General features: G+C 71.9%; 16 protein-coding genes and 2 tRNA genes. 15 read left to right on the top strand and 3 right to left on the bottom strand.

The features are described from left to right. Positions 1 to 55 precede the first annotated feature (55 nt). Both ACFWUQ_RS16000 and ACFWUQ_RS15995 read right to left on the bottom strand, forming a co-directional pair. Positions 56 to 1,228: a glycosyltransferase gene (locus ACFWUQ_RS16000; RefSeq protein WP_384538185.1), complete on the bottom strand. Its 1,173-nt coding sequence runs from the start codon at positions 1,226 to 1,228 to the stop codon at positions 56 to 58. Continuing rightward, positions 1,225 to 4,113, bottom strand: coding sequence for a CDP-glycerol glycerophosphotransferase family protein (locus ACFWUQ_RS15995; RefSeq protein WP_384538183.1), 2,889 nt, complete (start codon positions 4,111 to 4,113; stop codon positions 1,225 to 1,227). The genes ACFWUQ_RS16000 and ACFWUQ_RS15995 overlap by 4 nt, the downstream gene beginning before the upstream one ends. A 167-nt stretch (positions 4,114 to 4,280) precedes the next feature. Here ACFWUQ_RS15995 and ACFWUQ_RS15990 point away from each other — a divergent pair, with 167 nt between their 5' ends. From ACFWUQ_RS15990 to ACFWUQ_RS15960, 7 genes are all read left to right on the top strand, one after another. Beyond that, complete coding sequence (locus ACFWUQ_RS15990) at positions 4,281 to 5,345, top strand: glycosyltransferase family 2 protein (RefSeq protein ID WP_384538182.1); 1,065 nt, start codon at positions 4,281 to 4,283, stop codon at positions 5,343 to 5,345. Continuing rightward, positions 5,342 to 5,776, top strand: coding sequence for a GtrA family protein (locus ACFWUQ_RS15985; RefSeq protein ID WP_384538180.1), 435 nt, complete (start codon positions 5,342 to 5,344; stop codon positions 5,774 to 5,776). Before ACFWUQ_RS15990 ends, ACFWUQ_RS15985 begins: the two co-directional genes overlap by 4 nt. A gap of 111 nt (positions 5,777 to 5,887) precedes the next feature. Next, positions 5,888 to 7,015: a glutamate 5-kinase gene (gene proB, locus ACFWUQ_RS15980; protein WP_384538178.1), complete on the top strand. Its 1,128-nt coding sequence runs from the start codon at positions 5,888 to 5,890 to the stop codon at positions 7,013 to 7,015. 87 nt (positions 7,016 to 7,102) lie between these two features. Further along, positions 7,103 to 7,555, top strand: coding sequence for a hypothetical protein (locus tag ACFWUQ_RS15975; RefSeq protein ID WP_384538176.1), 453 nt, complete (start codon positions 7,103 to 7,105; stop codon positions 7,553 to 7,555). Between the two features lie 169 nt (positions 7,556 to 7,724). Then, positions 7,725 to 9,014: a glutamate-5-semialdehyde dehydrogenase gene (locus tag ACFWUQ_RS15970; RefSeq protein WP_384538175.1), complete on the top strand. Its 1,290-nt coding sequence runs from the start codon at positions 7,725 to 7,727 to the stop codon at positions 9,012 to 9,014. 77 nt (positions 9,015 to 9,091) lie between these two features. Further along, entirely contained in the window at positions 9,092 to 9,640 is a 549-nt protein-coding gene (locus tag ACFWUQ_RS15965) for a hypothetical protein (protein WP_384538173.1), read from the top strand. Positions 9,641 to 9,708: 68 nt separating this feature from the next. Next, positions 9,709 to 10,866 (top strand): hypothetical protein, encoded by a 1,158-nt coding sequence (locus ACFWUQ_RS15960; RefSeq protein ID WP_384538171.1) that lies wholly within the window; start codon positions 9,709 to 9,711, stop codon positions 10,864 to 10,866. 21 nt (positions 10,867 to 10,887) lie between these two features. Here the strand turns inward: ACFWUQ_RS15960 and ACFWUQ_RS15955 are convergent, their stop codons facing one another. Further along, positions 10,888 to 11,955: a M48 family metallopeptidase gene (locus tag ACFWUQ_RS15955; protein WP_384538169.1), complete on the bottom strand. Its 1,068-nt coding sequence runs from the start codon at positions 11,953 to 11,955 to the stop codon at positions 10,888 to 10,890. Positions 11,956 to 12,093: 138 nt separating this feature from the next. Between ACFWUQ_RS15955 and ACFWUQ_RS15950 the strand changes: the two genes are divergently transcribed. The 8 genes from ACFWUQ_RS15950 to ACFWUQ_RS15915 all read left to right on the top strand — a co-directional run bounded on the left by ACFWUQ_RS15950 (position 12,094) and on the right by ACFWUQ_RS15915 (position 16,737). Then, on the top strand, positions 12,094 to 12,261 hold the full coding sequence (locus ACFWUQ_RS15950) for a hypothetical protein (RefSeq protein ID WP_384538168.1): 168 nt from the start codon (positions 12,094 to 12,096) through the stop codon (positions 12,259 to 12,261). Positions 12,262 to 12,345: 84 nt separating this feature from the next. Further along, positions 12,346 to 12,963 (top strand): nicotinate-nucleotide adenylyltransferase, encoded by a 618-nt coding sequence (nadD, locus tag ACFWUQ_RS15945; RefSeq protein ID WP_384538166.1) that lies wholly within the window; start codon positions 12,346 to 12,348, stop codon positions 12,961 to 12,963. A 23-nt stretch (positions 12,964 to 12,986) separates the two neighbouring features. Further along, entirely contained in the window at positions 12,987 to 14,741 is a 1,755-nt protein-coding gene (locus ACFWUQ_RS15940; protein ID WP_384538164.1) for a LytR C-terminal domain-containing protein, read from the top strand. A gap of 119 nt (positions 14,742 to 14,860) precedes the next feature. Continuing rightward, positions 14,861 to 15,307, top strand: coding sequence for a ribosome silencing factor (gene rsfS / locus ACFWUQ_RS15935; protein WP_384538162.1), 447 nt, complete (start codon positions 14,861 to 14,863; stop codon positions 15,305 to 15,307). Continuing rightward, positions 15,304 to 15,960, top strand: coding sequence for a histidine phosphatase family protein (locus tag ACFWUQ_RS15930; protein WP_384538189.1), 657 nt, complete (start codon positions 15,304 to 15,306; stop codon positions 15,958 to 15,960). Before rsfS ends, ACFWUQ_RS15930 begins: the two co-directional genes overlap by 4 nt. Before the next feature lie 122 nt (positions 15,961 to 16,082). After that, positions 16,083 to 16,155, top strand: a tRNA-Ala gene (locus tag ACFWUQ_RS15925). 144 nt (positions 16,156 to 16,299) lie between these two features. Beyond that, positions 16,300 to 16,533, top strand: a complete 234-nt coding sequence (locus ACFWUQ_RS15920; protein WP_007264019.1) for a hypothetical protein — start codon at positions 16,300 to 16,302, stop codon at positions 16,531 to 16,533. 131 nt (positions 16,534 to 16,664) lie between these two features. Beyond that, positions 16,665 to 16,737 (top strand) — tRNA-Ala (locus ACFWUQ_RS15915). Positions 16,738 to 16,816 lie beyond the last annotated feature (79 nt).

Genomic DNA, 16,816 nt, shown 5'->3' with positions numbered 1-16,816 from the left:
CATCCGGGGCGGGCGGCCGCGTACGTGCTGACCGGGCGGTGTCACCGCCGGGTGCTCAGCGCTCCAGGAAGGAGAACAGCGCTTCCCACCGGTCGGTGATCTCCGCGCTGGAGTACCGCTGCACCGAGCGGAAGGCGGCCTCCCCGAGCCGGTCGCGCAGCTCGCGGTCCGCCATCAGCACGGTCAGGTGCGTGGCGAGCTCCATGGTGTTGCCCAGCCGGGCCAGCAAGCCGTCCTCGCCGTGCGCGACGATCTCCCGCACGCCCGGCGCGCAGTCGAAGGCGGCCACGGGCACGCCCGCCGCCATCGCCTCCAGCAAGGTGATCGGGAACCCTTCGGCGCGCGAGGCCTGCGCGAAGACCGACGCCCCGCGCAGCGCGCCGAGCACGTCGTCGGTGCTGCCCATCCACTCCACGCTGTCGTCGAGCCCCAGCGACGTGCAGTGCGCGCGCAGCGTCGGCTCCTCCACGCCCGCCCCGTAGATCCGCAGGACCCAGTCGGGATGGCGCGGGGCGGCGTCCGCCCACGCGTCGAGCAGCAGGTCGACGCCCTTCTCGAAGGCGAGGCGGCCGACGCTCGCCACGACCTTCTCCGTGCGCGGAGCGGGCTGCGGCGGCATGAAGGGCAGCGGGTTCGGCATGCTCCCCACGTTCTCCATGCCCGCCCGGATCCACAGGTCCGCGTCCTCGGCCGTCAGCACCAGCAGCCGGTCGACCTGGGAGTAGTGGCGGCGGACCCGCTCGCCCCGGGTCGACTTCTGGCTGGCCTCGAACGACTCGTGGCTCATGCCGATGACCGTGAGCCCCTTGGTGTCCGCGAGCGCCACCCACTCCATCGCCCAGACCTGGGTGACGACGACCACCCCGCCCGGGCGGGCCGCGCGGAACAGCTCGCTCAGCGTCTCCGCCTTGGCCCGCATCTTCGCCCGCCGGGCCGCCTGGCGGCGCCGTTCGGGAGCGTTGAGCCGGCCCTTGATCCCGTGCAGTCGGCGCGCGCCGGGCGGGTGCGCGTCGTAGAGCGTGGTCGTGGCGTAGGGCAGGTCCCGCGGCAGCTTCTGCCGGATCTCCTCGGCGACCGGGGCGATACCGACCACGTGCACCCGGTGCCCGCGGTCGCTGAACAGCCGGGCCATCTGGTGCGACCAGGTCGTCACGCCGCCCAGCTCGTCCACGCTGTTGCCGACGAGGAAGATGTCCCGCCCGCCGGGGGCGGGGGTCTGCTGGCTCACTTGCCGCTCCTGGTGAAGAACTTCTCGACGATCCGGCGGGCGGCGTCCCCCCGGTCGTACTCGCCGAACTCGGTGAGGAAGCGCCGGCGCGCCTCGGCGTACTTGGCGTCCGCCTCCTCGAAGGCGCCGAGGGCCTGCAGGAGTTCGTCCGCCGTGGACACGACCGGCCCCGGCGCCTTGTCCTTCAGGTCGAAGTACGTGCCGCGGATGTCGTTCGCGTACTTCTCGTAGTCGTACGCGAAGAACAGCATCGGCCGGTCCAAGACCGCGTAGTCGAACATCACGGACGAGTAGTCGGTGATCAGGCCGTCGGCGAGGGCCAGCAGCGGCGTGATGTCGTGGTGCCGGGACACGTCGACGACCCGGCCGGCGACCGACGGCGGCAGGGACACGCTGTTGAGGTAGTGCGTGCGCACCAGCAGCGTGAACCGGTCACCGAGCCGCTCCGCGAACTCCTCCACGTCGAACGGGAACTCGAAGCCCTCGACCGCGCCGTCCGCCCCGGCGCGGAACGTCGGCGCGTACAGCAGCACCTTCTTGTCGGGGTCGATGCCGAGTTCCGCCGCGAGCGGCCCGCGCACCCGCTCGCCGCTGTCCGCCTCCGCGCGGTGCGCCTCGACGAGGGCGTCGTTGCGCGGGTATCCCGTGCGCAGCAGTACCTCGTCGCGCAGCCGGAAGCCCTTGGCGAGGGTGCGGGCGTCGTGCTCGGAGCGGATCAGGAAGTGGTCGAAGCGGTCGACGGCCGCCTGGAAGCGGTCCTGCCCCGCGCGGCCCTGCGCCTTGGTGCGGGGCTCGTGGAAGCCCATCCGCTTGAGCGCCGAGCCGTGCCACGTCTGGATGTAGGTCGTGCCCGGGCGCTTGGCCAGGGCCAGCGGGAAGCCCTGGTTGTCCACCCAGAACTCGGCCTGGGCGAGCGCCCGCAGGTACGGCCAGCTCCAGCGCCGCACCAGGGTGGCCTCCTTGGGGAAGCCGGCGGGCTTGGCACCCGCGTACGACCAGATCGCCTCGAACGGCACGCCCTGGCGCACCATCTCCTCGTAGATGGCCTTCGGGCTGTCGCTGTACTGCTTGCCCATGTGGCTCTCGAAGACGACCGTGCCCTTCTTGACCGGCAGCTTCGAGAAGACCTCGTGGTAGACCTTCACCTTCTGCTCGCCCGAGCCCATGTTCCGGCGGGCGCGCAGGGCCTTGCGCAGGCCCCGCTTGACCACGCCGGCTGCCTTGCCGTGTATGGCGCTCTCGATCAGGGTGCGGGTGCGCACGGAGGCGGCGCTCTGCGCGGTCAGGACGTAGGAGAGGTTGCCCTTCTTGGTCATCTCCGGCTCGAAGCGGTCGGAGACCAGCCGGGTCAGCCGCGGCCGCACCCGCAGGCGGGCCGCGGACTCCAGGTCGACCCCGCCGACCGAGACGCGGGTGGTGACGCGCTCCTTGCCGGCGGTCAGCTTCAGCCGGACGTCCCAGACGGCGTCGATGATGCCGAGGGGGCGGACGGTGCCGCCGATGTCGGCGGAGCCGCTCCACTCGATCGTGTCACCGGCGTGTCGCACGGTTGCCATCGGGAAGCTGAACGAGCGCACGCCGATCTGCCGGCGGGCCCGGAATTCGAGCGTGGCCTTCAGCTCCGCGTCGGCGCTGATCCGGCCCAGTGGGTTCACCACGGCTCCGGACAGCGTGACGGTGCCGCGCCCGTCGTCCTCGTAGGACGTGAGGCGGTTGCCCAGCTGCAGGGCGCCGAGCGGGGTGGTGTGGAAGCCCTGCGCGGTGACGTCCAGTATCCGGCGGGCCTCCGCGGCGTCGGCGGCGTCGGGGCCGTCGATGTGCTGGGCGCACCAGTACACCCGGCCGTCGCGCTCGGCGAGGGGCGAGGAGAGCCGGCCCTTGTTGGTCATGGCGTCGGCGGCCGGGAGCAGGGTGTCCCAGTCCTCCTTGCCCAGCAGGTAGGCGCAGATGGCCTGGAGGTAGGTGACGTTCTCGTACGCGGCCGGGTCGATCCCCGCGAGGTAGCCGTTGGCGAGGCGGGCGAACTCCTGCCGGTACGCGTCGCTCAGGAGCGGCAGGTCGCGCAGGTGCAGGACCAGGTCGTGCTTGAGGAACTTGGCGTCCTTCGCGGACTTGATGTCCGTGTGCCCCTCGGCGGCCAGCAGCTGGTCGACGCGGCGGTGGATCTCCATCCGGTGCACGAAGTTCGCGATCTCGTGGCGCCGGTTGCTGATCGACTTGGCCGCCGCCGTCTCGACCACGTTCCAGTAGTAGACGTGGTTCGGGATCAGCGTGATGCGGCGGGCGGCCACGTACGCCTGGGCGGAGAACAGCAGGTCCTCGTAGTGGATGCCGACCGGGAACTCCAGGCCCTGCTCCAGCAGGAACGCGCGCCGGTAGCACTTGTTCGTGGAGAGGGTGTCGTAGACCAGCAGGTCGGGGAGTTCGGTGATCGACTCCAGGGTGCGGGTGCGCGTGTAGATCCAGGGGTACCACTCGGTGGTCTTGCCCCACCGGTTGTCCAGGTGCACGCGCACGCACATGCCGGAGACCAGGTCGGAGCCGGTGCGCTCGGCGGCGGCCAGCATGTTCCGGCAGGCGTTGCGCTCCAGTACGTCGTCGCTGTCCAGGAACATGACGTAGGTGCCCGTGGCCTGCTGGATGCCGTGGTTGCGGGGCGCACCGCAGCCGCCGCTGTTCTCCGGGAGGCGGAACGCGCGCACTCTCCCCGGATGCGCGGCCTCCAGCTCCTGGGCGACCGCGTAGGAGCGGTCCTTGCTGCAGTCGTCGACGATCACGACTTCGACCCCGTGCAGGGTCTGGTCCAAAACCGACCGGACTGCTGTCGGCAGACGCTCTGCGTCGTTGTAGACGATGACGACCACGGAGACGTCGGGCACGTGCACCTCGATCCCTTCGTTGCGTTCCGCTCATTCCGCTTATCCCGTCAAAGCTACCGTGTGCCACGGTCGCTCCGGGCAGACCGACTCCCGCCGTGCATACTTCTGAGGAAGAGGTGAAGGGCGGGTCCGGTCGCCGACAATCACCCGTTCGGACCCAGCAGGAAGTGTTCATGACGAAGCTGTCCGTAGTTGTCCCCTGCTACAACGAAGAAGCCGTCATCGACAGCTTCGACGTCGAGATCCGCAAGGTCCTGGATGCCCTCCCCGTCGACTACGAGGTCTGCTACGTGGACGACGGCAGCCGCGACGCCACCCTGGACAAGCTCCGGAAGATCGCGGCCGAGCACGGCGAGCAGACCCGTTACGTCTCCTTCAGCCGCAACTTCGGCAAGGAGGCCGGCATGCTCGCGGGCCTGCGCGAGGCCACCGGCGACGCCGTCGTGATCATGGACGCGGACCTCCAGCACCCGCCGGAGCTCATCGCGACGATGCTCGACTACTACCGGCAGGGCCACGACCAGATCATCGCCCGCCGCACCCGCGAGGGGGACAAGAAGGTCCGCTCCGCGCTCAGCCGCCTCTACTACCGGGGTGTCAACCGCTGGGTCGACGTCGAGCTCACCGACGGCGTCGGAGATTTCCGGATGCTCTCCCGCCCGGCCGTGGACGCCCTGCTCTCGCTGCCGGAGTACAACCGCTTCTCCAAGGGGCTCTTCTCCTGGATCGGCTTCGACACCGTCCACTTCGACTACCGCAACGCGCAGCGCGAGGCGGGCGAGACGAAGTGGAAGTTCGGCTCGCTGCTGAACTACGGCATGGACGGCCTGATCTCCTTCAACAACCGGCCCCTGCGCATCGGGATCTGGCTCGGCGTGTCGCTCGTCGCGCTGACCGGCCTGTACGCGCTGTGGATCACCGTCATGGCGATGACCAACGGCGTCGAGTCGCCGGGGTACGTCACCCTCGTGGCGATCATCGTCGGCCTGGGCGGCGTCCAGATGATCATGCTGGGGCTGATCGGCGAGTACATCGGCCGGATCTACTATGAGACCAAGCGCCGGCCGCACTTCCTGGTGAAGGAGGCGCACGGCGCCGCCCCCCTCCCGCCCGGCGGGCGTGAGGTGCGGGACGCGAGGACGGCGCGGGCCACGAGGCCGGCGGACGCCGGCGGGACGACGGAGGCGACGATCGTGGAGCGCAGCGCGGACCGCGGCTCGGAGCGCAGCGCGCGATGAGCCGCAGGGACCAGCTCGGCCAGATCTTCCGGTTCGCCCTCGTCGGCGGGGTCAACACCGGCACCTTCTACGTCATCTACCTGCTGCTGCACCCCTGGATGCCGTACTTCGCCGCCTACTCCCTCGCCTTCGTCCTGGCGATGGTCGGGTCGTTCTTCATGAACACCTACTTCACCTACCGGACCCGGCCGACCTGGAAGAAGTTCTTCCTCTTCCCGCTGACGAACGTCACCAACTTCGTCATCCAGTCGGCCGGCCTGTACGCCCTGGTGGCCTGGGTCGGCATGGACACGCGCATCGCCCCCCTGGTCGCGGCCGTCGTCGCCATCCCGTTCACCTTCCTGCTCTCCCGCAGGATCCTCGTGCCGGGCGCCGCCCGGGCCGCGGAGCCCGCGGAGGCGGAGCCCCGGCGCTCCGCCTCCGCCGCCTGACGGCCGGCGGTCCCGTCCGGGTCCCACGCTCCGAAACCCCGGAGCGGCCCCCGCGCACCACCCCGTAGATTGAGGTGGCAGGGGATTCCGGCAAGGGGCAAGGGGACAGACGTGTCAGCGGCTAGGCAAGGTGTCGTGGACGCCCGCAGGATCGTGGTCAAGGTCGGCTCCTCCTCCTTGACCACCGCGGCGGGCGGACTCGACGCCGACCGGGTGGACGCCCTCGTCGACGTCCTGGCCAAGGCCCGCAGCGGCGGTGAGAAGGAGATCGTCCTGGTCTCCAGCGGGGCCATCGCCGCCGGCCTCTCCCCGCTCGGCCTGCGCCGGCGCCCCAAGGACCTGGCCCGCCAGCAGGCCGCCGCGAGCGTCGGGCAGGGACTGCTCGTCGCCCGCTACACGGCCTCCTTCGCCCGCTACGGCGTCCGCGTCGGCCAGGTGCTGCTCACCACCGACGACACCAGCAGGCGCGCGCACTACCGCAACGCCTACCGGACCCTGGACCAGCTGCTCGCCATGGGCGCCCTCCCGGTCGTCAACGAGAACGACACCGTCGCCACCGACGAGATCCGCTTCGGCGACAACGACCGCCTGGCCGCCCTCGTCGCCCACCTCGTCCGCGCCGACCTGCTGGTCCTGCTGTCCGACGTGGACGGCCTCTACGACGGCGACCCCTCCCTCCCCGGCACCACCCGCATCGACGAGGTGCGCGGCCCCGAGGACATCGCGCACGTCTCCATCGGGAGCGCCGGCAAGGCGGGCGTGGGCACCGGCGGCATGGTCACCAAGGTCGAGGCGGCCCGGATCGCGGCCGCCGCGGGAATCCCGGTGGTCCTGACCTCCGCCAGCCAGGCCGCGGACGCGCTCGCCGGACGCGCCACCGGCACCCACTTCCACGCCACCGGCCGCCGCTCCGCGGACCGGCTGCTCTGGCTCCAGCACGCGTCGACGCCCCAGGGGCACCTGGTCCTCGATGAGGGCGCGGTCCGCGCGGTCACCGAGCGCGGCAGCTCGCTGCTGCCCGCGGGCATCGCCGCCGTCGAGGGAGACTTCACGGCCGGCGACCCCGTGGAATTGCGCGACACCTCCGGCCGCGCGGTCGCACGGGGCCTGGTCAACTTCGACGCCAAGGAGCTCCCGCAGCTCCTCGGCCGCTCCACCCGAGAGCTCGCACGGGAACTCGGACCCGCGTACGAGCGGGAGGTCGTCCACCGGGACGATCTGGTCCTGCTGCAGGGCTGAGGTTGGGTAAAACCGCCGCGCGGTGGGCCGGGGACTGGTCAACTGTGAGGGGCGGGCGACAGGCGTGGCAAAGACAGGAGGCGGCTGGTGGGACGAGCGCTGACCAGCGTCCGTACGGGGGAGGGCGGCGACGACGGGGAGGGCTACGGGCAGGCGCACGAGGCCGGGAACGGGGACGGGAACGGGGACGACGGGGATGCATCCCGCCTGTGGCACGTGACCCTGAGCGTCTCCGGCAAGCCGGCGCCGCTGCCGGAGGTCCGGCGCGGTCTGGAGCAGCTGGCCCACGACCACCCCTTCCTGCTGACCAGCCGGTACGCCCGGGACCACGCGGAGATCCGGTACTGGGAGGAGGCCCGCGACCTCCACGACGCGGCGGCCGTGGCCCTGCGGCTCTGGGGCGAGCACCGCTCCTCGGCGCAGCTCCCGCCCTGGGAGATCGTCGGCCTGGAGGTCATCGACCGCGCCACCTACCACCTCCGCGTGGCCGAGGGCTACGGCCCGCCCCCGGCGCACCCGGTGGGCGTGCACCCGTACTGACAAGCCCCCGCGCCCGCCGGCGCGCGGACACGGCCGCCCCCGGAGGCGGAGGGGGCGGGCGAAGCCGGGGGTCCGCGGAGCGGGGGTGCTGCCGCCGGGCCCGCCGCGAGGCGTCTCGCGGGGTGGAACCCCCTCGGGCGCCGCCCGGCCGGGGACTACCCTGGGCCGCATGACCTCGCTCGACGACGCCACCGCCACCGCCGCCTCGCCCGTGCTCGCCACCGCGCAGCGGTCCCGTACGGCCGCCGCCGCCATCGCCCCGCTCCCGCGGTCCGCCAAGGACACCGCGCTGCTGGCGATCGCGGACGCGCTGGAGGCCCGTACCGCCGAGATCATCGCGGCCAACGCCGTCGACACCGGCAAGGCCCGCGCCGCCGGGACCAGCGAGACCGTCATCGACCGCCTCACCCTCACCCCGGAGCGGGTCGCGGCCATCGCCTCCGACGTCCGCGACGTCGCCGCCCTGCCGGATCCCGTCGGCGAGGTCGTCCGCGGCTCGACCCTCCCCAACGGCATCGACCTGCGGCAGATCCGTGTCCCGCTCGGCGTCGTCGGCATCATCTACGAGGCCCGCCCCAACGTCACCGTCGACGCCGCCGCCCTCTGCCTCAAGTCCGGCAACGCGGTACTGCTGCGCGGCAGTTCCTCCGCCTACGCGTCCAACACCGCGCTCGTCGGCATCCTCCGCGACGCCGTGGAGAGCGCCGGGCTGCCCGCCGACGCCGTCCAGCTCGTCCCCGGCGAGTCCCGCGAGTCCGTCCGCGAGCTGATGCGTGCGCGCGGCCTCGTCGACGTGCTCATCCCCCGGGGCGGCGCCTCCCTCATCAAGACCGTCGTCGAGGAGTCCACCGTCCCGGTCATCGAGACCGGTACGGGCAACTGCCACGTCTACGTCGACGCCCTGGCGGACCTCGGCACGGCCGTGGACATCCTCATCAACTCCAAGGCCCAGCGGCCCTCCGTCTGCAACTCCGCCGAGACCCTCCTGGTCCACCGCGACATCGCGGACGCCTTCCTGCCGCTCGCCCTCGACGCCCTCGCCGACGCCGGCGTGACCGTGCACGGCGACGCCCGCGTCCTCGCCGCCGCCGAGGGCACCAAGGTCACCGCGCTGCCCGCGACCGACGAGGACTGGGCCGCCGAGTACCTCTCCTACGACATCGCGGCCGGCGTCGTCGACTCCCTGGACGACGCCGTCACCCACATCCGCCGCTGGACCTCGGGCCACACCGAGGCGATCGTCACCACCTCGCAGGCCGCCGCGCGGCGCTTCACCCAGCTGGTCGACTCGACCACGGTCGCCGTGAACGCCTCCACCCGGTTCACGGACGGTGGTCAGTTCGGCTTCGGCGCCGAGATCGGGATCTCCACCCAGAAGCTGCACGCCCGGGGCCCGATGGGCCTCCCCGAGCTCACCTCGACCAAGTACATCGTCACCGGCGACGGTCACATCCGGTAGTCGCCGGGGGGACACGGTGTGGCCGAATCCGGTCTCACACCCTGCCCAAAGCGGCCCCCCAGGTCTACGCTGGTCCCGTGCCGGACGACGTGGGGGGCAAGCCGTTCCCGGACGACGGGGAGCCCGACGACGACCGCGGAGGCGCGGATCACGACTTCGCCTCCGTGGTGTTCGACGAGGCCTTCGTCCGGAACGCCGAGATCCATGAACCGAGCGCCGTCGAGCGACAGCGCGCGGCCGACCGGGCGCGCGCGGAGGCCGAGGCCTCCCGGGCAGCCGTGGCGGGCGGCTGGACGTCCGACGACGACCACGACGGCTACGGGTACGGCCACCCCTACGGGTACGAGGACGGCGGCTGGGACCACGACCGGCCCGGCAGCGCCGACGGCCCGTACGGGGCCTACGGCGGCGCGCTGCGGCCCTACCGCGGCCGGGCCCCCTGGCTGCGCCCCGTCGCCTGGGTCCTCGCCTTCGTGATGGGCCTCGGCATGGTCGCGCTCGCTTTCAGCGCCGTGTACCGCAGCGCCGCAGGCGGGACCGACCCCGCTCCGGCGCCCGCGAGTACGCCATTGCGGGAAGTGACCGGCGTCGGGGCGTTTACCTACCCCTCCGACCGCCAACCCTGAAAGTACGACCCCGCTCGCACGGACCGGAGCCGGGGGCTTCTCTGAAGCGGGGACAGCGGGGAGAAGCGATGGCCGTTCCAGGAGACCCGCCCAACGGCACCCCCGAGGGCATCGGCGGGGGCGACGACGAATTCCGGTCGGACGAGTACCGGTCGGACGAGTACCGCTCGGTGGTGTTCGACGAGGACTTCGTGCGGGCTGCCCGGCTCCAGGAGTACTCCGCGCAGGAACGCATGGGCGAGCACGCCCGGGCCGTCCGCAGCCGGTCCATCTGGTCGAGCGGCGCCTCCAAGCCCCGGACCGGCACCCCCGGCCGGGGCGCCCGGCAGGGCATGCTGCTCGTCCTGCTGATCGCCACCGCCTTCGCCGCCGCCGTGTACATGGGGCTGCGCAACCCCTACGTCCCGCCGGCGGGCGGCCGGCCCGACCCGCTCAGCAGCACCGTCGTCCCGCTCGCGCCGGTCGCGGCGGTGCCCGGGGGCCGGCCCGCCGACCTCTACGCCGCGAGCCCCGCCGCCGAGTACCGCATCGGAGCGGCCGGCATCACCCTGCCGGCCGTACGCCGCACGCACCACTTCACCGACGGACAGGTGGTCACCGCCCTGTCCATCGCCAAGGACTACCTGGTGCAGTCCTCGCTCGACCCCGATGTGCTCGCCGGGGCCGCCTCCCGGCCGGTACGGGTCCTGCTGGACCCCGACCAGCTCACCCAGTTCGACCGCAGCATGGCCTCCCCCTCCGGCGACGGCAAACACGCCGCGACCGGCTGGCTGGTGCGCTTCCACCCGCAGACCGCCGTGGCCGACCCCCGCGTACGGGTGAACGGCGCCCTCGCCTACGCGGAGGTCGCCCCGGGCGTACTGGAGGTGACCAGCGACCACACCTTCGTGTACGCCGTACGCCCGGCCGCCGGTGCCCCGGCGGCGGTCGACGGGGCCTCGCTGTTCACCGTCCGGCGCGAGCTGCGGCTGCGCTTCGACCGCGAGGACCTCGGCGCCCGGCGGGCGGAGCTGGTCTCGGCCTACGTGATGGCAGGGCCGCAGGACTGCGCGGCCGACCCGGCCGCGGGCTTCCGGCCGCTGCCGGCGGGGGCCGGCCCGACCACGGTGGGCCCGGCCGCGAGCGACCCGTACGCCAGCGGCCAACCGCGCCGCGCGGCCGGGCTGTGCGGGGTGCTGGCGCCGCCCGCCACCCCCTCGGCGGCGCCCGTCACCCCCGCTCCGTAGGCAGGCTGCCCGGCGGACCCGTCAGGCCTGGTCCTCGGCCCCGCCGCGGGCCGGACCGGACGCCGTACCCGCGCCGGTGAACTTGTCCCGGAGCTTGCCGCCCAGATCGCCCGCGCCGCCCGCGATGTCGCCCACCAGCTTCATCAGCGGATCCTTGCTGCCGCGCACCGAGCCGGCGTAGTGCGACGCCGACTGCCGGAAGGAGTCGGACACCGAGGCGTCCTTGTCCTCGTCCCGGCGCGGGTAGTGACCGTCCATGATCCGCTGGAAGTCGCGGCTCTCCGCCCACTTCTTCAGCTCCGCGGCCCGCACCGTCGTGAAGGGGTGCGTGCGCGGCAGCATGTTCAGGATCTTCAGCACGGAGTCGCGCAGGTCGCCGCCGGCCTCGTACTCCTCGGCCTGCGCCAGGAAGGCGTCCACGTTCATCTCGTGGAGGTGGTTGCCGCCCGCGATCTTCATCAGTCCCCGCATCGAGGCCTGCAGGTCCTGGCCCACCAGGAGCCCCGCCCGGTCCGCCGAGAGCTCCGACTTGCGGAACCACTCCCGCAGCGCGGTCACGAGCGCCATGACCGCCACATTGCCCAGCGGGATCCACGCCACCTTCAGAGCCAGGTTCGTCAGGAACAGCAGGATCGTGCGGTACACGGCGTGCCCCGACAGGGCGTGGCCCACCTCGTGGCCCACCACCGCCCGCATCTCCTCCTCGTCGAGCAGCTCGACCAGGCTCGTCGTCACCACGATGATCGGCTCGTCCAGGCCGATGCACATGGCGTTGGGCTTCGGGTCCTGCTGGACGTACATCTGCGGGACCTTCTCCAGGTCCAGAATGGAGCAGGCGTCGCGGAGCATCGCGTACAGGTGCGGGAACTGCGTCTCGCCCACCCGCACCGAGTCCGACAGGAACAGCAGCCGCAGGCTGCGCTCCGGCAGCAGTCCGCTCAGGGTCTTGAACACCGTGTCGAAGCCGCTCAGCCTGCGCAGCGCCACCAGCGCCGAGCGGTCCGCCGGGTGCTCGTACGCCCGCGAGGAGATACCGGGGAACCTCCTGCGGTCCCGCGCCGGTGCCTTCTCGAAACGCGTCTCCGTCATAGCGCCCTCCCCTGGTCCTGCCTGCCTGGCAGCGTCTATCCTCTCCAACGCCTGAGTCGGCGTGAGCGTGCCCCGGGCCCCCGCATACGATGTGAGCGAAGTCTCCGCCCGCTCCCCGACTCGATAGGTACCTGCCCGATGAGCCTCTCCTCCACCGCCCACAACCTGGTCGTCCTCGCCTCGGAGGGGGCCGGGGAACACGGCGGCAACCACGACAGCCTCAACCCGTACCTGACCGGCGGCGCCGCCTTCGTCATCCTGATGCTCATGCTCTGGGTGACCACCCGCCTGAACCGCGACCGCTAGAACGCGCGCGTGTCGATACCGGGGCCGCCCGTCCGCTCGAATGCGGGTCCGGGCCGACCCGCCGGGCCAGTAGGCTCTGCGCTCATGGGAGAGCAGGAGATGCCTACCGGCCCGGTCAAGCGCCGGCTCGGCGTGATGGGCGGGACGTTCGACCCGATCCACCACGGACACCTGGTGGCCGCCAGCGAGGTGGCCGCACTGTTCCACCTCGACGAGGTGGTGTTCGTACCGACCGGTGAGCCGTGGCAGAAGTCCCAGCGGGCCGTGTCGCCCGCCGAGGACCGCTACCTGATGACGGTCATCGCGACGGCGTCGAACCCCCAGTTCTCGGTGAGCCGCATCGACATCGACCGGGGCGGCCCCACCTACACGATCGACACCCTGCGGGACCTCAAAGCGCGCAACGACGACGCCGACCTGTTCTTCATCACCGGCGCCGACGCGCTGGCACAGATCCTGACCTGGCGAAACGCCGACGAGCTCTTCTCGCTCGCCCATTTCATCGGCGTCACCCGGCCGGGCCATGTGCTCACCGACGACGGCCTCCCCGAGGGTGGGGTCTCGCTCGTCGAGGTGCCCGCGCTGGCCATCTCGTCCACGGACTGCCGCGCGCGCGTCGCCAAGGGGGATCCCGTCTGGTACCTGGTGCCGGACGGCGTGGTGCGCTACATCGACAAGCGTGAGCTGTACCGGGGCGCCTGAGCCGCCGGAGAGAGGGGCCCGCGGTGAACGACCGACAGGATCCGTACGGTCCGCACGACCCGTACGCCGGCCAGGAGCAGCAGCTCATCGGCTACGACCCGTACGGGCGGCCGGTGTACGGCCAGGTGCCCGCGCAGCCCGCGCCGCCCGCCCCGCAGTACGAGCAGCAGTCGTACGGCGGGCAGCAGTCGTACGAGCAGGCCTACGGCTACGACTACCAGGACTACGGCCAGCAGCAGCCCCCGCAGCCGCAGCAGCAGTACTACGCGCCCCCGCAGCCCGGCCAGGAGTACGGGCGGCAGCACGAGTACCCCGACCAGGCGGCAGCGGCTCCGGCCCCTCCCTACGGCTACGACACGGGCCGGACCCAGCAGTGGATCCCGCAGCAGGCCGCGGCGGAACCGGCGGCGGAGCCCGCACGGGGGCCCGGAGCCGACCAGGGACCCGCGGCCGGCAGGCGGTCCCCGCACGTCCCCGAGCCGCGCCGGTCCGACAGCGGGCCGGACGAGGACCGGGACTACAGCACCGGGATGTTCGCCTTCATCGACCAGCCGGACGAGGAGTCCGAGGACGTCATCGACTGGCTCGCGTTCACGGAGAGCCGGACCGAGCGCCGCGAGGAGGCCCGCCGCCGGGGCCGCAACCGGGTCGTGGCGCTGATCGTCGTCCTCGCCCTGTTCGTCGTCGGCGGCCTCGGCTACCTCTGGTACGCGGGCAAGCTGCCGTTCGTCGACGGCCCCGGGCAGGGGAAGGCCGCCGCGAGCGCCGACCCCGCCGCGCAGAAACGGGACATGATCGTCGTCCATCTGCACCACACCAAGAAGGGCGGCACCTCCTCGGCGCTGCTCGTCGACAACGTCACCGCCAAGCAGGGCGCCACGGTGCTGCTGCCCAACGCCCTCGGCGTCCCCCAGCCGGACGGAACCGCCACGGCGCTCGGCAAGGCGGTCGAGGGGGGCGGCCTCGGCGTCCGCGAGTCCCTCGACTCGGTGCTCGGCACCCACATCGGCGGCACCTGGCGTCTGGACACGCCGTTCCTGGAGAACCTCGTCGAGCTGGTCGGCGGCATCGAGGCGGACACCGACGTCGCGGTCCCCGCCGACGACGCGGCCAAGACCCCCGCCGTGGCCCAGGGACCGAAGCAGAGCCTCAGCGGTCCCATGGCCGTCGCGTACGCCACCCACCGGGCCCAGGGCGAGCCGGAGGCCAAGCAGCTGGAGCGCGTCGGCACGGTCCTGCAGGCCGTCCTGCGCAAGGTGCCCGGCGACCCGAAGGCCGCCGCCGTCACGGTCGAGAGCATCGGCCAGATCCTGGACCCGGCCCTCGACGCGCAGACGCTCGGCGCCCTGCTGTCCCGGCTCGGCGAGCACGCCAAGACGGGCGCCTACCGCACCGACACCCTGGCGGTGAAGCCGGACGGCACCCTCACCGACGAGGCGAACAAGAGCGTCGTCAAGGAGGTCCTCGGCGGCTCCGCCGGCGCGGCCCAGCCCGGCGCCGCACCGCGCGTCGGCCTCAAGGACGCCACCGGGGACGAGAAGACGCAGGTCGCCGCGAAGGCCGCCCTGCTCAACGGCGGCTACACCTTCGTGGACGGCGGCAAGGCCGACAAGACGGCGACGGCCACGCAGATCACGTACCAGGACGACGCGCAGCGGGACCGGGCCGTCGAGGTCGCCAAGACCCTGGGGCTGCCCGAGACGGTCGTGAAGAAGGCCGAGAACGCCGTGAACGCGGAGGTCGTAGTGGTCCTGGGCAAGGACTACAAGCCGTCCTGAGGCCCGCCGCGAGCGGCTTCCAGAGGGGCTTGCGCCCGCGCGGGACGTTCCGCGCGGGCGGTGTCGGCGGTACATGAGACCCTTGTAAGGATCTGCCCGCCAACCCGAAAGCATGGCCAGTGACCGCCACGGACCGCTCCATCGAGCTCATCACCGCCGCCGCCCAGGCCGCGGCCGACCGGCTCGCGCACGACATCATCGCGTACGACGTCAGCGACGTGCTGTCGATCACCGACGCGTTCCTCCTCGCCTCGGCGCCCAACGACCGCCAGGTCAAGTCGATCGTCGACGAGATCGAGGAGCGCCTGCTCAAGGAGCTCGGCGCCAAGCCGGTGCGCCGCGAGGGCGACCGCGACGCCCGCTGGATCCTGCTCGACTACATCGACATCGTCGTCCACGTGCAGCACAGCGAGGAGCGGGTCTTCTACGCGCTGGAGCGCCTGTGGAAGGACTGCCCCGAGATCGAGCTCCCCAACGACGCCAAGCTCACCAAGGGCAAGGCCGAGGAGCACGCCAAGCTGCGCGAGGCGGCGGGCGACGACGAGCTGGACGGTGATCTGTTCTGAGCGCGAAGGCAAAGGACGGATCCAGCCGGAAGATCGTCCTCTGGCGGCACGGCCAGACCTCCTGGAACCTCGAACGCCGCTTCCAGGGCTCGACGGACATCGAGCTGACCGAGACGGGCGTGGCGCAGGCGCGCCGCGCCGCACGGCTGCTCGCCTCGCTGAACCCGGACGCCATCGTGGCCTCCGACCTGCGGCGGGCCTCCCGCACGGCCGCCGAGCTGGCCGCCGTCACGGGGCTGTCCGTGGAGCACGACGAGGCGCTGCGCGAGACGTACGCCGGCGAGTGGCAGGGCCTCACGCACGACGAGATCCTCGCGAAGTACGGCGAGCAGTACGCGGCGTGGAAGCGCGGCGAAGCCGTCCGCCGCGGCGGCGGTGAGCTGGAGACCGAGGTCGCCGACCGCGCGGCGCCGGTGGTGCTGCGCCACGCCGACCGGCTCCGGCCGGGCGGCACGCTCGTCGTGGTCAGCCACGGCGGCACCATCCGCACGACCATCGGCCGGCTGCTGGGCCTGGACGCGTACCACTGGGAGGGCCTGGGCGGGCTCTCCAACTGCTGCTGGTCCGTCCTCGGCGAGGGCGCCCGCGGCTGGCGCCTGCTGGAGCACAACGCCGGCACGCTGCCGGAACCGGTGCTCGGCGACGACGACTGAGGTGCTCCGCGCCGCTCCCACCGGGGCCGCCGCCCGGATTTCACTTTCCGGCTGGTCGCAGGCTAGAGTTCTTCTTGTTCGCAGCGCGGAACACCGGAGACGGGGGGAGCGCGGCGGAGAGCGGGGCTATAGCTCAGTTGGTAGAGCGCCTGCATGGCATGCAGGAGGTCAGGAGTTCAATTCTCCTTAGCTCCACAATCAGGATCCCGTCCCCAACAGGGGGCGGGATCCTTGTTTTTGTCCCCCCTTGCGTTTGCTGACCCGGCCCGCACCGGCATGGCAGAATCGGACGGCCGGAGGGGGACACGACGGCCCGACGCGGGAGGGAGTCGCTGACGGATGGGTGCACACCGGCGGCGGTGCGACTGGTGCAACAACGGCACGCCCATCGTGCGGGACATGGAGCCGGTCAACCCCGACTACCAGTACTGGTGCGAGGAATGCGCGCGGGCGCTGATCATAAAAGGCGACCCGATCGAGACGTACCGGGAGCTGGAGGGCGAGCCGATCTACGGACGCCTGCTCGATGAACACTGCACGTTGAAGCGCTTCTACCAGTTCGCCCGAGCGTGACGAGACAGGCCAAAGCGGACATGGCTCATGGTCGGCGGAAACCGATTTTTGGACCAGGGCCATGACCGTGTAATGTTTGGGACGTCGCCAGGGAGAACCGGCAGGGGAAACCGGAGCGGCAAGCGGAACAAGGGGCTATAGCTCAGTTGGTAGAGCGCCTGCATGGCATGCAGGAGGTCAGGAGTTCAATTCTCCTTAGCTCCACAGTGAACAGAGGCGGGCCACCCGGATCGGGTGGGCCGCTTAGCGTTTTGGCCCCCGGCTGGAAAGGGCGAGCGTCGGC

Origin of the sequence: Streptomyces sp. NPDC058662, from assembly GCF_042716255.1 — a bacterium.
Lineage (GTDB): Bacteria > Actinomycetota > Actinomycetes > Streptomycetales > Streptomycetaceae > Streptomyces.
Note: the sequence above shows the minus strand (reverse complement) of the source record. Positions and strands in the feature narration are given on the sequence as shown.